At 46.8% G+C, this 15,291-nt stretch carries 3 protein-coding genes and 6 rRNA genes; 1 reads left to right on the top strand and 8 read right to left on the bottom strand.

Annotation, left to right across the window (positions count from 1 at the left end; translation table 11 throughout):
- Positions 1-2: 2 nt before the first annotated feature.
- From NYE63_RS02295 to NYE63_RS02280, 4 genes are all read right to left on the bottom strand, one after another.
- Positions 3-1,205: an MFS transporter gene (locus NYE63_RS02295; protein ID WP_342603921.1), complete on the bottom strand. Its 1,203-nt coding sequence runs from the start codon at positions 1,203-1,205 to the stop codon at positions 3-5.
- Positions 1,206-2,117: 912 nt separating this feature from the next.
- Positions 2,118-2,233 (bottom strand): 5S ribosomal RNA (gene rrf / locus NYE63_RS02290).
- A 63-nt stretch (positions 2,234-2,296) separates the two neighbouring features.
- Positions 2,297-5,229 (bottom strand): 23S ribosomal RNA (locus tag NYE63_RS02285).
- A 176-nt stretch (positions 5,230-5,405) separates the two neighbouring features.
- Positions 5,406-6,956 (bottom strand): 16S ribosomal RNA (locus tag NYE63_RS02280).
- A 568-nt stretch (positions 6,957-7,524) separates the two neighbouring features.
- Here NYE63_RS02280 and NYE63_RS02275 point away from each other — a divergent pair.
- On the top strand, positions 7,525-7,740 hold the full coding sequence (locus NYE63_RS02275) for a DUF3951 domain-containing protein (RefSeq protein ID WP_342603920.1): 216 nt from the start codon (positions 7,525-7,527) through the stop codon (positions 7,738-7,740).
- A 114-nt stretch (positions 7,741-7,854) separates the two neighbouring features.
- Here NYE63_RS02275 and rrf (NYE63_RS02270) read toward each other — a convergent pair.
- The 4 genes from rrf (NYE63_RS02270) to ptsG form a co-directional block, all read right to left on the bottom strand.
- Positions 7,855-7,970, bottom strand: a 5S ribosomal RNA gene (gene rrf / locus NYE63_RS02270).
- Positions 7,971-8,033: 63 nt separating this feature from the next.
- Positions 8,034-10,966: ribosomal RNA gene (locus NYE63_RS02265) — 23S ribosomal RNA — on the bottom strand.
- A 176-nt stretch (positions 10,967-11,142) separates the two neighbouring features.
- A 16S ribosomal RNA gene (locus tag NYE63_RS02260) occupies positions 11,143-12,693 on the bottom strand.
- The 16S, 23S and 5S rRNA genes sit together here, the layout of an rRNA operon.
- A gap of 387 nt (positions 12,694-13,080) precedes the next feature.
- Complete coding sequence (gene ptsG, locus NYE63_RS02255; RefSeq protein WP_342603919.1) at positions 13,081-15,150, bottom strand: glucose-specific PTS transporter subunit IIBC; 2,070 nt, start codon at positions 15,148-15,150, stop codon at positions 13,081-13,083.
- Positions 15,151-15,291 lie beyond the last annotated feature (141 nt).

Raw genomic sequence — 15,291 nt, 5'->3', positions numbered from 1 at the left:
GTTTAATCGGAAACCTTAATTACCTTTTTATATCGATAGGCAACAAATACGGCCAATAAGATACTAACTACCGCTATTGCCACATCAAATAAGAAGACTGCAGTTAAACCAGCGCTCTTAGAAATGATACCTGTAACGAAAGGTATGATGATAAAGGCTGAACTAGCTGCAATGTTTACATATGAAGTAATAGTCCCTTTATTGGCTGGGAAGAATTCTGTTATTATCGTCATGGCTAATTGGAACACCCCTGCGGTTGAAAGACCAATGAAGAAAGCGCTCAAAACAGTCATAAATGGTTGTTGGATGTAAATGAGTGACAATAAAGATAATGCTGCAATGATCGGATAGATAATCATGACGGTAATGGGCTTAATTACTTTATTCAATAGAACTGCTAGTAAAATGACAGAAACAAGGGAGCCAATGCTATAGTAACTAAGCAATTGAACAGCCTTAGCCTGGGTTAACCCCAATACATCTTGTCCAAAGTTCGGGAGCCAGACTTGAACCAACATGAATAAAGCAGTTGATGTGAAGCCTAATAGTATGACGGCCACCCCCTCCTGGGCAAACTTCGGTTTTGAGAGGAATTGGTGTTGAACCGGCACAGCTTGTTTATCATCTTCAGTATGGCTTTGAGCTTTATGATCCGGGAATGAAACCTTAAGCAGGAAAAATCCATTAACAAGATAAACAGCAGCCATTAAGAAGAATGTATACCCGTAAAACATATCTCTAGCTATAAAAAACGCCATAATAAATGGAAGAAGTGCGGCACCGACTGAAACGAACGCTTTTATTAATACGGTAGCGGAACCAGCTTTCTTTTGAAAAGCCTCAATAAGTGCTGGATACGTACCAGCATCCAAAAATGAGTTTGCAATACCAGCACATACAGCAAATATAAATGCCAATGTATAGTTAGGAGCCAAAGGTATACCTATGAGGAAGATTAGGTAGATAAAAGATGCTGAAACAACAAATGGTTTCCTTCCTAATTTATCCGACAGTCTACCGGCGAAAAACAAGGAAACTAACTTACCGATTCCTATAGCAGAAACCAAGTAACTTATCCCTGAGGCACTTGTATTTAATTGATTGGACAAATTCTCCATATTTGATCCGATGATAATATTGATCATACCTAAAATAAAATAGCTAATATATAAACCTGTGGCCATTTTTATAAATGGATTTTTCATGAAACACACCCCTATTAAAAAAGTTATCGAAATGCAATTTGATTATTAAGCCTTTCAGAAGCTGCCCCCTTGCCCCATACCATAAATACAATACTAAATAAAAACAATAAACTTCATTAGGTTAACCGACTTCAGTTAGTATATCGTTCTACTAACTTTTCGCATAACTAGTATATCGTTCTACTAATCTTAAGTTCATGTTAGTACATCGTTCTACTAATTCCTTGGTATATCGTTCTACTAATTATTCAAAGCAATTAGTTTCTGAATTCAAAAGGTATTGAATTTACACTTATGCCAAAGTTAATTAGTTAACTTTATTTAGTATATCGTTCTACTGGATTATTATACTGCGCTAATTTAATTGTGTCAAACTCACGAGCGGTCCATAATAACTATAAAGAGATTCCTCATACTCTTTATTTCTAAATTTCGAAGTGCTCATTTTCGATCTCATTTATCTTATAAGTTCAGCTATACCTTGGATTTATTACCGCTCATACAAGATGAAGAATATTTTTATTTGCTGTGACACAAAGTATTTTATCATTTATGAGGACCCCCTTCTATTTCGGTATTCCCCACTTTTTTAGTTACCAGTTTCTGAATAAATTTCTTTTTAGCCAAAATATATGTACTGCTGCTTATTTAAATCCAATTCTCCAGTTATTTGCAATCGAATTGAATAACCCATATCCCTGTCTAAGTAAGGCTGGAAGAATATTCGCTTATACATTTCAGGTGATTTAAAACGATTCTTAATATAAAATGAGAATCAATTTTCATTTTCCCCTTCTCAATGGTGAAATAACAACTTCTATATAATAGAAATAACAAGGCTTCATAATTTTCACAAAGCTTTTTGATTCATAACGCAAAAAAGACCAGCCGGATGGCTGATCTTTTTAAATGGCTTGGCGGCGTCCTACTCTCACAGGGGGAAACCCCCAACTACCATCGGCGCTGAAGAGCTTAACTGCCGTGTTCGGAATGGGAACGGGTGTGACCTCTTCGCTATCGCCACCAAACATGAAAGGAACGTTGTTCCTTCAAAACTAGATAATAAGAAGGTATTTCATTTTTTTAAAGCGTTGGTTAAGTCCTCGATCTATTAGTATCAGTCAGCTCCACATGTCGCCACGCTTCCACCTCTGACCTATCAACCTGATCATCTTTCAGGGATCTTACTAGCTTGCGCCATGGGAAATCTCATCTTGAGGGGGGCTTCATGCTTAGATGCTTTCAGCACTTATCCCGTCCGCACGTAGCTACCCAGCTATGCCTTTGGCAAGACAACTGGTACACCAGCGGTGCGTCCATCCCGGTCCTCTCGTACTAAGGACAGCTCCTCTCAAATTTCCTGCGCCCGCGACGGATAGGGACCGAACTGTCTCACGACGTTCTGAACCCAGCTCGCGTACCGCTTTAATGGGCGAACAGCCCAACCCTTGGGACCGACTACAGCCCCAGGATGCGATGAGCCGACATCGAGGTGCCAAACCTCCCCGTCGATGTGGACTCTTGGGGGAGATAAGCCTGTTATCCCCGGGGTAGCTTTTATCCGTTGAGCGATGGCCCTTCCATGCGGAACCACCGGATCACTAAGCCCGACTTTCGTCCCTGCTCGACTTGTAGGTCTCGCAGTCAAGCTCCCTTGTGCCTTTACACTCTACGAATGATTTCCAACCATTCTGAGGGAACCTTTGGGCGCCTCCGTTACTCTTTAGGAGGCGACCGCCCCAGTCAAACTGCCCACCTGACACTGTCTCCCACCCCGATAAGGGGCGCGGGTTAGAATTTCAATACAGCCAGGGTAGTATCCCACCAACGCCTCCACCGAAGCTAGCGCTCCGGCTTCTCAGGCTCCTACCTATCCTGTACAAGCTGTACCAAAATTCAATATCAGGCTGCAGTAAAGCTCCACGGGGTCTTTCCGTCCTGTCGCGGGTAACCTGCATCTTCACAGGTACTATAATTTCACCGAGTCTCTCGTTGAGACAGTGCCCAGATCGTTACACCTTTCGTGCGGGTCGGAACTTACCCGACAAGGAATTTCGCTACCTTAGGACCGTTATAGTTACGGCCGCCGTTTACTGGGGCTTCGGTTCAAAGCTTCGCTTGCGCTAACCTCTCCCCTTAACCTTCCAGCACCGGGCAGGTGTCAGCCCCTATACTTCGCCTTGCGGCTTCGCAGAGACCTGTGTTTTTGCTAAACAGTCGCCTGGGCCTATTCACTGCGGCTTTTCTGGGCTATTCACCCTAAAAAGCACCCCTTCTCCCGAAGTTACGGGGTCATTTTGCCGAGTTCCTTAACGAGAGTTCTCTCGCACACCTTAGGATTCTCTCCTCGCCTACCTGTGTCGGTTTGCGGTACGGGCACCTTACATCTCACTAGAGGCTTTTCTTGGCAGCGTGGAATCAGGAACTTCGGTACTATATTTCCCTCGCCATCACAGCTCCGCCTTAATGGAAACGGGATTTGCCTCGTTTCCGGCCTAACTGCTTGGACGCGCATATCCAACAGCGCGCTTACCCTATCCTTCTGCGTCCCCCCATCGTTCAAACGATGTATAGGTGGTACAGGAATATCAACCTGTTGTCCATCGCCTACGCCTTTCGGCCTCGGCTTAGGTCCCGACTAACCCTGAGCGGACGAGCCTTCCTCAGGAAACCTTAGGCATTCGGTGGAAGGGATTCTCACCCTTCTTTCGCTACTCATACCGGCATTCTCACTTCTAAGCGCTCCACCAGTCCTTCCGGTCTGACTTCAACGCCCTTAGAACGCTCTCCTACCATCGACACCATACGGTGTCAATCCACAGCTTCGGTGATACGTTTAGCCCCGGTACATTTTCGGCGCGGAGTCACTCGACCAGTGAGCTATTACGCACTCTTTAAATGGTGGCTGCTTCTGAGCCAACATCCTGGTTGTCTAAGCAACTCCACATCCTTTTCCACTTAACGTATACTTTGGGACCTTAGCTGGTGGTCTGGGCTGTTTCCCTTTCGACTACGGATCTTATCACTCGCAGTCTGACTCCCAAGAATAAGTATTTGGCATTCGGAGTTTGACTGAATTCGGTAACCCGTTGGGGGCCCCTAGTCCAATCAGTGCTCTACCTCCAATACTCTCATCTTGAGGCTAGCCCTAAAGCTATTTCGGAGAGAACCAGCTATCTCCAGGTTCGATTGGAATTTCTCCGCTACCCACACCTCATCCCCGCACTTTTCAACGTGCGTGGGTTCGGGCCTCCATTCAGTGTTACCTGAACTTCACCCTGGACATGGGTAGATCACCTGGTTTCGGGTCTACGACCTCATACTCATTCGCCCTATTCAGACTCGCTTTCGCTGCGGCTCCGTCTTATCAACTTAACCTCGCATGAAATCGTAACTCGCCGGTTCATTCTACAAAAGGCACGCCATTACCCATTAACGGGCTTTGACTACTTGTAGGCACACGGTTTCAGGATCTATTTCACTCCCCTTCCGGGGTGCTTTTCACCTTTCCCTCACGGTACTGGTTCACTATCGGTCACTAGGGAGTATTTAGCCTTGGGAGATGGTCCTCCCTGCTTCCGACGGGATTTCTCGTGTCCCGCCGTACTCAGGATCCACTCAGGAGGGAACGAAGTTTCAACTACAGGGTTTTTACCTTCTTTGACGGACCTTTCCAGATCACTTCATTTACCCCGTTCCTTTGTAACTCCATGTTGAGTGTCCTACAACCCCAAGAGGCAAGCCTCTTGGTTTGGGCTAATTCCGTTTCGCTCGCCGCTACTCAGGAAATCGCATTTGCTTTCTCTTCCTCCGGGTACTTAGATGTTTCAGTTCCCCGGGTCTGCCTTCAGTACCCTATGTATTCAGGTAAAGATACTGTTCCATTACGAACAGTGGGTTTCCCCATTCGGAAATCTCCGGATCAAAGCTTACTTACAGCTCCCCGAAGCATATCGGTGTTAGTCCCGTCCTTCATCGGCTCCTAGTGCCAAGGCATCCACCGTGCGCCCTTTCTAACTTAACCGTTAAAAAAGATCTTACAGATGCTTTGAAAAAAATTAATTGCCTTCTATCTATTATCTAGTTTTCAAGGAACAAAGCAGAAAGAATCCATCACATCGTGATGCTTGTCTTTCTTATTTGAATGAATTACTCATTCAAAACTGAACAAAACAAAAGCGCTCTCGTAATTATCCTTAGAAAGGAGGTGATCCAGCCGCACCTTCCGATACGGCTACCTTGTTACGACTTCACCCCAATCATCTGTCCCACCTTAGGCGGCTGGCTCCATAAAGGTTACCTCACCGACTTCGGGTGTTACAAACTCTCGTGGTGTGACGGGCGGTGTGTACAAGGCCCGGGAACGTATTCACCGCGGCATGCTGATCCGCGATTACTAGCGATTCCGGCTTCATGTAGGCGAGTTGCAGCCTACAATCCGAACTGAGAATGGCTTTATGGGATTCGCTTACCTTCGCAGGTTTGCAGCCCTTTGTACCATCCATTGTAGCACGTGTGTAGCCCAGGTCATAAGGGGCATGATGATTTGACGTCATCCCCACCTTCCTCCGGTTTGTCACCGGCAGTCACCTTAGAGTGCCCAACTGAATGCTGGCAACTAAGATCAAGGGTTGCGCTCGTTGCGGGACTTAACCCAACATCTCACGACACGAGCTGACGACAACCATGCACCACCTGTCACTCTGTCCCCCGAAGGGGAAAGCCCTATCTCTAGGGTTGTCAGAGGATGTCAAGACCTGGTAAGGTTCTTCGCGTTGCTTCGAATTAAACCACATGCTCCACCGCTTGTGCGGGCCCCCGTCAATTCCTTTGAGTTTCAGCCTTGCGGCCGTACTCCCCAGGCGGAGTGCTTAATGCGTTAGCTGCAGCACTAAAGGGCGGAAACCCTCTAACACTTAGCACTCATCGTTTACGGCGTGGACTACCAGGGTATCTAATCCTGTTTGCTCCCCACGCTTTCGCGCCTCAGTGTCAGTTACAGACCAGAAAGTCGCCTTCGCCACTGGTGTTCCTCCAAATCTCTACGCATTTCACCGCTACACTTGGAATTCCACTTTCCTCTTCTGCACTCAAGTTCCCCAGTTTCCAATGACCCTCCACGGTTGAGCCGTGGGCTTTCACATCAGACTTAAGGAACCACCTGCGCGCGCTTTACGCCCAATAATTCCGGACAACGCTTGCCACCTACGTATTACCGCGGCTGCTGGCACGTAGTTAGCCGTGGCTTTCTGGTTAGGTACCGTCAAGGTACCAGCAGTTACTCTGGTACTTGTTCTTCCCTAACAACAGAACTTTACGACCCGAAGGCCTTCTTCGTTCACGCGGCGTTGCTCCGTCAGACTTTCGTCCATTGCGGAAGATTCCCTACTGCTGCCTCCCGTAGGAGTCTGGGCCGTGTCTCAGTCCCAGTGTGGCCGATCACCCTCTCAGGTCGGCTACGCATCGTCGCCTTGGTGAGCCATTACCTCACCAACTAGCTAATGCGCCGCGGGCCCATCTATAAGTGACAGCGTAAACCGTCTTTCCATCTTCTCTCATGCGAGAAAAGAACGTATCCGGTATTAGCTCCGGTTTCCCGAAGTTATCCCAGTCTTATAGGCAGGTTGCCCACGTGTTACTCACCCGTCCGCCGCTAATCTCAGGGAGCAAGCTCCCGTCGATTCGCTCGACTTGCATGTATTAGGCACGCCGCCAGCGTTCGTCCTGAGCCAGGATCAAACTCTCCGAAGAAATGTTTGACTTGCTCATTTTGCTTTTTTGATAGTGTGTGCTCACTTAAAATTTAACGTTGGCGCTTTGTTTTGTTCAGTTTTCAAAGAGCAATTTTCACAATCGTTCTTTCGAACGGCTGTTTATTCATCATAACATCTTATTGATTAGTTGTCAACTTCTGCGAAGTTTTTAACTTATTTTAAATCGCTGTGTTTTTCAGCGACCATTTCATCTTATCATTTTCATAGTAAGAAGTCAATAGTTATTATTTCTTTTCAGCAATCAGCCAAAAGCGATGAAGTTTTTCGTTTGTCTTAGTTGGTGCTTATTTATATTAATCCTTTCGCACCATAAAGTCAACACATTTCACAATAAATAATTCTTTTTCTCAAAATTAGATCAAGAATGGTTTCAAGGTCCGTTTTGCTAAAAGAAAATACACACTTGAAGGTATCCCGACAAAGCCTTAAAGGTTATTATCTTTCTCGCTGTTTTCATATTGTAAAGTTTGTTGTTTTCAAATAAAGGAATATTATAGGATATAATAAAATATAGTAGTAAGTAATCTTATTTAAGGAGTGATTAAATGGCATATGTTTATACTTTATTTGTTATTTCTGTAATAGGCTTTGTTTGCTATCGGCTGATTAAAAAGGAATCAACGCCTTCAAATAGATACACACCTTATGATGACATCACAATGGGAATCAAAGGTGACGATATACAACAAGATAATCCAATACAGGATACCAAGCATCACATTCAATATGAAGAGAAATTAAATAACGACAAGATTTTTTAAAGCAGCCTTTTATTATATGGTCAAGAAAGCAACACTGTATGTGAAAACTGCCATCTTTTTTCATGACCTTATGAACACAAAAAAGACCAGCCGGATGGCTGATCTTTTTAAATGGCTTGGCGGCGTCCTACTCTCACAGGGGGAAACCCCCAACTACCATCGGCGCTGAAGAGCTTAACTGCCGTGTTCGGAATGGGAACGGGTGTGACCTCTTCGCTATCGCCACCAAACATGAAAGGAACGTTGTTCCTTCAAAACTAGATAATAAGAAGGTATTTCATTTTTTTAAAGCGTTGGTTAAGTCCTCGATCTATTAGTATCAGTCAGCTCCACATGTCGCCACGCTTCCACCTCTGACCTATCAACCTGATCATCTTTCAGGGATCTTACTAGCTTGCGCCATGGGAAATCTCATCTTGAGGGGGGCTTCATGCTTAGATGCTTTCAGCACTTATCCCGTCCGCACGTAGCTACCCAGCTATGCCTTTGGCAAGACAACTGGTACACCAGCGGTGCGTCCATCCCGGTCCTCTCGTACTAAGGACAGCTCCTCTCAAATTTCCTGCGCCCGCGACGGATAGGGACCGAACTGTCTCACGACGTTCTGAACCCAGCTCGCGTACCGCTTTAATGGGCGAACAGCCCAACCCTTGGGACCGACTACAGCCCCAGGATGCGATGAGCCGACATCGAGGTGCCAAACCTCCCCGTCGATGTGGACTCTTGGGGGAGATAAGCCTGTTATCCCCGGGGTAGCTTTTATCCGTTGAGCGATGGCCCTTCCATGCGGAACCACCGGATCACTAAGCCCGACTTTCGTCCCTGCTCGACTTGTAGGTCTCGCAGTCAAGCTCCCTTGTGCCTTTACACTCTACGAATGATTTCCAACCATTCTGAGGGAACCTTTGGGCGCCTCCGTTACTCTTTAGGAGGCGACCGCCCCAGTCAAACTGCCCACCTGACACTGTCTCCCACCCCGATAAGGGGCGCGGGTTAGAATTTCAATACAGCCAGGGTAGTATCCCACCAACGCCTCCACCGAAGCTAGCGCTCCGGCTTCTCAGGCTCCTACCTATCCTGTACAAGCTGTACCAAAATTCAATATCAGGCTGCAGTAAAGCTCCACGGGGTCTTTCCGTCCTGTCGCGGGTAACCTGCATCTTCACAGGTACTATAATTTCACCGAGTCTCTCGTTGAGACAGTGCCCAGATCGTTACACCTTTCGTGCGGGTCGGAACTTACCCGACAAGGAATTTCGCTACCTTAGGACCGTTATAGTTACGGCCGCCGTTTACTGGGGCTTCGGTTCAAAGCTTCGCTTGCGCTAACCTCTCCCCTTAACCTTCCAGCACCGGGCAGGTGTCAGCCCCTATACTTCGCCTTGCGGCTTCGCAGAGACCTGTGTTTTTGCTAAACAGTCGCCTGGGCCTATTCACTGCGGCTTTTCTGGGCTATTCACCCTAAAAAGCACCCCTTCTCCCGAAGTTACGGGGTCATTTTGCCGAGTTCCTTAACGAGAGTTCTCTCGCACACCTTAGGATTCTCTCCTCGCCTACCTGTGTCGGTTTGCGGTACGGGCACCTTACATCTCACTAGAGGCTTTTCTTGGCAGCGTGGAATCAGGAACTTCGGTACTATATTTCCCTCGCCATCACAGCTCCGCCTTAATGGAAACGGGATTTGCCTCGTTTCCGGCCTAACTGCTTGGACGCGCATATCCAACAGCGCGCTTACCCTATCCTTCTGCGTCCCCCCATCGTTCAAACGATGTATAGGTGGTACAGGAATATCAACCTGTTGTCCATCGCCTACGCCTTTCGGCCTCGGCTTAGGTCCCGACTAACCCTGAGCGGACGAGCCTTCCTCAGGAAACCTTAGGCATTCGGTGGAAGGGATTCTCACCCTTCTTTCGCTACTCATACCGGCATTCTCACTTCTAAGCGCTCCACCAGTCCTTCCGGTCTGACTTCAACGCCCTTAGAACGCTCTCCTACCATCGACACCATACGGTGTCAATCCACAGCTTCGGTGATACGTTTAGCCCCGGTACATTTTCGGCGCGGAGTCACTCGACCAGTGAGCTATTACGCACTCTTTAAATGGTGGCTGCTTCTGAGCCAACATCCTGGTTGTCTAAGCAACTCCACATCCTTTTCCACTTAACGTATACTTTGGGACCTTAGCTGGTGGTCTGGGCTGTTTCCCTTTCGACTACGGATCTTATCACTCGCAGTCTGACTCCCAAGAATAAGTATTTGGCATTCGGAGTTTGACTGAATTCGGTAACCCGTTGGGGGCCCCTAGTCCAATCAGTGCTCTACCTCCAATACTCTCATCTTGAGGCTAGCCCTAAAGCTATTTCGGAGAGAACCAGCTATCTCCAGGTTCGATTGGAATTTCTCCGCTACCCACACCTCATCCCCGCACTTTTCAACGTGCGTGGGTTCGGGCCTCCATTCAGTGTTACCTGAACTTCACCCTGGACATGGGTAGATCACCTGGTTTCGGGTCTACGACCTCATACTCATTCGCCCTATTCAGACTCGCTTTCGCTGCGGCTCCGTCTTATCAACTTAACCTCGCATGAAATCGTAACTCGCCGGTTCATTCTACAAAAGGCACGCCATTACCCATTAACGGGCTTTGACTACTTGTAGGCACACGGTTTCAGGATCTATTTCACTCCCCTTCCGGGGTGCTTTTCACCTTTCCCTCACGGTACTGGTTCACTATCGGTCACTAGGGAGTATTTAGCCTTGGGAGATGGTCCTCCCTGCTTCCGACGGGATTTCTCGTGTCCCGCCGTACTCAGGATCCACTCAGGAGGGAACGAAGTTTCAACTACAGGGTTTTTACCTTCTTTGACGGACCTTTCCAGATCACTTCATTTACCCCGTTCCTTTGTAACTCCATGTTGAGTGTCCTACAACCCCAAGAGGCAAGCCTCTTGGTTTGGGCTAATTCCGTTTCGCTCGCCGCTACTCAGGAAATCGCATTTGCTTTCTCTTCCTCCGGGTACTTAGATGTTTCAGTTCCCCGGGTCTGCCTTCAGTACCCTATGTATTCAGGTAAAGATACTGTTCCATTACGAACAGTGGGTTTCCCCATTCGGAAATCTCCGGATCAAAGCTTACTTACAGCTCCCCGAAGCATATCGGTGTTAGTCCCGTCCTTCATCGGCTCCTAGTGCCAAGGCATCCACCGTGCGCCCTTTCTAACTTAACCGTTAAAAAAGATCTTACAGATGCTTTGAAAAAAATTAATTGCCTTCTATCTATTATCTAGTTTTCAAGGAACAAAGCAGAAAGAATCCATCACATCGTGATGCTTGTCTTTCTTATTTGAATGAATTACTCATTCAAAACTGAACAAAACAAAAGCGCTCTCGTAATTATCCTTAGAAAGGAGGTGATCCAGCCGCACCTTCCGATACGGCTACCTTGTTACGACTTCACCCCAATCATCTGTCCCACCTTAGGCGGCTGGCTCCATAAAGGTTACCTCACCGACTTCGGGTGTTACAAACTCTCGTGGTGTGACGGGCGGTGTGTACAAGGCCCGGGAACGTATTCACCGCGGCATGCTGATCCGCGATTACTAGCGATTCCGGCTTCATGTAGGCGAGTTGCAGCCTACAATCCGAACTGAGAATGGCTTTATGGGATTCGCTTACCTTCGCAGGTTTGCAGCCCTTTGTACCATCCATTGTAGCACGTGTGTAGCCCAGGTCATAAGGGGCATGATGATTTGACGTCATCCCCACCTTCCTCCGGTTTGTCACCGGCAGTCACCTTAGAGTGCCCAACTGAATGCTGGCAACTAAGATCAAGGGTTGCGCTCGTTGCGGGACTTAACCCAACATCTCACGACACGAGCTGACGACAACCATGCACCACCTGTCACTCTGTCCCCCGAAGGGGAAAGCCCTATCTCTAGGGTTGTCAGAGGATGTCAAGACCTGGTAAGGTTCTTCGCGTTGCTTCGAATTAAACCACATGCTCCACCGCTTGTGCGGGCCCCCGTCAATTCCTTTGAGTTTCAGCCTTGCGGCCGTACTCCCCAGGCGGAGTGCTTAATGCGTTAGCTGCAGCACTAAAGGGCGGAAACCCTCTAACACTTAGCACTCATCGTTTACGGCGTGGACTACCAGGGTATCTAATCCTGTTTGCTCCCCACGCTTTCGCGCCTCAGTGTCAGTTACAGACCAGAAAGTCGCCTTCGCCACTGGTGTTCCTCCAAATCTCTACGCATTTCACCGCTACACTTGGAATTCCACTTTCCTCTTCTGCACTCAAGTTCCCCAGTTTCCAATGACCCTCCACGGTTGAGCCGTGGGCTTTCACATCAGACTTAAGGAACCACCTGCGCGCGCTTTACGCCCAATAATTCCGGACAACGCTTGCCACCTACGTATTACCGCGGCTGCTGGCACGTAGTTAGCCGTGGCTTTCTGGTTAGGTACCGTCAAGGTACCAGCAGTTACTCTGGTACTTGTTCTTCCCTAACAACAGAACTTTACGACCCGAAGGCCTTCTTCGTTCACGCGGCGTTGCTCCGTCAGACTTTCGTCCATTGCGGAAGATTCCCTACTGCTGCCTCCCGTAGGAGTCTGGGCCGTGTCTCAGTCCCAGTGTGGCCGATCACCCTCTCAGGTCGGCTACGCATCGTCGCCTTGGTGAGCCATTACCTCACCAACTAGCTAATGCGCCGCGGGCCCATCTATAAGTGACAGCGTAAACCGTCTTTCCATCTTCTCTCATGCGAGAAAAGAACGTATCCGGTATTAGCTCCGGTTTCCCGAAGTTATCCCAGTCTTATAGGCAGGTTGCCCACGTGTTACTCACCCGTCCGCCGCTAATCTCAGGGAGCAAGCTCCCGTCGATTCGCTCGACTTGCATGTATTAGGCACGCCGCCAGCGTTCGTCCTGAGCCAGGATCAAACTCTCCGAAGAAATGTTTGACTTGCTCATTTTGCTTTTTTGATAGTGTGTGCTCACTTAAAATTTAACGTTGGCGCTTTGTTTTGTTCAGTTTTCAAAGAGCAATATTTTCCATCGCTTCTTTAGCGACTTAATTAGTTTAACACCTTTCAAACATAAAGTCAACAACAAGTTATCATTTACTTGCTTGTCTTTTTTGTCTCAAGCGGTGTATTTAATATATTAGCACCTGCATATAGATAAGTCAATTTAATCTTTTAAAATCCCCCTCTTTTTTTCATTAACCACTATCTTCTTCTATATATACACTACTTTCTTTCTATAGAAGCCGGACCCTGCTAACGAATTATCAAAAAACAGGAGGGCAGCTGATTATAGCTACCCTCCTATTTTTAATGATTATTTATTGATGGAAATTACGTCCGCTTCTTCCCTATCTACATTTCCGGCCTTTTCAATCTTCACACTTTCACCTTCGGAAAGGTTAGTAAAGACGATTGGCGTAATGATAGAGCTGGCATTGTTTTTGACATATTCTATATCAACTTTAAGCAATGGCTGTCCACTTGTCACTTTATCTCCTTGAGCAACAAGTGCTTCGAAACCTTTGCCTTCTAACTTAACTGTATCGATTCCGACATGTATCAAGATTTCACGTCCAGCTTCGGAAACGATGCCTATTGCATGTTTAGTCGGGAATAGGTTAACGATCGTACCGTCTACAGGAGAAACAACCAATCCTTCCTCCGGTACAATGGCAAACCCATCACCCATCATTTTTTCAGCAAAAACTGCATCAGGTACTTCCGTGATCGGTTTTAATTCCCCTTTAATAGGTGAAACGAATCGCTCGGAAACTTCATCCGTCCGTAAAGGTTTCGGGACGATATCCTCGATTTGTTTTTCCACGCCCTCTTCAGGAGAGGCTTCTACTTTACGAGGCCTTTTTCCATCGATGATATCTTTCATTTGCCCCTTGATCGTTTCTGAACGCGGTCCGAAGATTGCTTGGATGTTATTGCCCACTTCCAGAACTCCAGCGGCACCAAGTTTTTTCAGCCTATTTTTATCAACGTTACCGATGTCATTGACTGATACACGAAGACGGGTAATGCAAGCATCTAAGTGAGAAATATTTTCTTTTCCGCCCATAGCATCCAAGATATCGCCAGGGAGACTTCCAGCTGTACTTGCAGATCCTTCCGCTTCCTCGTCCTCGTCCACTTCACGACCAGGAGTTTTTAGGTTAAACGTCCTTATCGCAAATCGGAATCCAAAGTAATAGATAAGCGCAAAGGCCAAACCAACCGGAATAACAATCCAAGCATTAGTTTGAGGATTAATTAAACCAAACAGAACGTAATCGATCAACCCGCCCGAGAACGTCATCCCGATTTTTACGTCCAGTAAATGCATAGTCATGAATGATAGACCTGCAAACAGACAGTGAATCCCGAAAAGTACCGGTGCAACAAATAAGAAGGCAAATTCTAGTGGCTCAGTAATCCCAGTCAAGAAAGATGTAAGTGCCGCAGAAGCCATCAAGCCCCCGACTATTTTCTTTCTTTCCGGTCTTGCTTCATGATAAATGGCCAAAGCCGCAGCTGGTAATCCGAACATCATAAATGGATATTTACCAGTCATGAAAGTACCTGCCGTTAAATTCTGTACGCCATCTTTAATTTGTGCCATGAAGATGGCTTGGTCTCCTCTGACTGGCGTTCCCCCGCCTTGAGGGATATAGCTGCCAAATTCGAACCAGAATGGCGAATAGAAAATATGATGCAATCCAAAAGGAATCAGTGCACGTTCTACAACCCCAAACACGAAAGCTCCCAGAGTCAGATTAGCACCCAACATATTTTCGGAAAATGAATTTAACCCTGATTGAATCGTCGGCCAAACTAAAATCATCAACAACCCAAGAATAACTGCACTTGCGGCTGTTACAATTGGTACAAAACGTTTACCTGCAAAGAATCCTAAATAAGAAGGCAGTTCAATTTCATAAAATTTATTATACATAACAGCAGCCATGACACCGACAATAATACCGCCGAACACGCCAGTTCCCAACGTCGGGATTCCCAGAACATTGCTATACACTGCACCATTGTTCTCAATGTCGGCAGCGTCAATCCCAAGAACAGTTCCCATTGTTACATTCATAATCAAGAACCCGATAATCGCCGCCAGGCCGGCAACACCATCTCCGCCAGCTAACCCAATTGCGACCCCCACAGCAAACAACAAGGGAAGATTCCCAAAAATAATATTTCCGGCATTCTCCATTACCGATGCGACCATTTCCACTCCGCCACTCGCAAGAAACGGGGCGATATCCAACAAAGTTTCGTTTTGCAATGCATTACCAAACGCAAGCAAAATTCCGGCCGCTGGTAAAATGGCTACAGGAAGCATCAAAGCTTTTCCGATTTTTTGCAAAACACCAAACAACTTCTTAAACATAGGTTTTCCTCCTCTTTACTGTTTTTCCATGCTAATAAAACGGTTACATTTAACGATGGTATTCATCTTCCCACGCATCAGAATTCAAATACAAAAAAGGCATAAGCAAAGATAGGATTGAAATGAAAATTCAGGTATATA

Origin of the sequence: Peribacillus sp. FSL E2-0159 (assembly GCF_038643155.1) — a bacterium.
Classification (GTDB): Bacteria; Bacillota; Bacilli; order Bacillales; family DSM-1321; genus Peribacillus; species Peribacillus simplex.
The sequence above is the reverse complement of the archived record's forward strand: the minus strand, read 5'-3'. Positions and strand labels throughout refer to the sequence as shown.

Excerpts from the sequence above, each read along its gene's own strand:
- NYE63_RS02295 (WP_342603921.1), bottom strand. The coding sequence starts at position 1,205 with ATGAAAAATCCATTTATAAAAATGGCCACAGGTTTATATATTAGCTAT.
- NYE63_RS02275 (WP_342603920.1), top strand. The coding sequence starts at position 7,525 with ATGGCATATGTTTATACTTTATTTGTTATTTCTGTAATAGGCTTTGTT.
- ptsG (WP_342603919.1), bottom strand. The coding sequence starts at position 15,150 with ATGTTTAAGAAGTTGTTTGGTGTTTTGCAAAAAATCGGAAAAGCTTTG.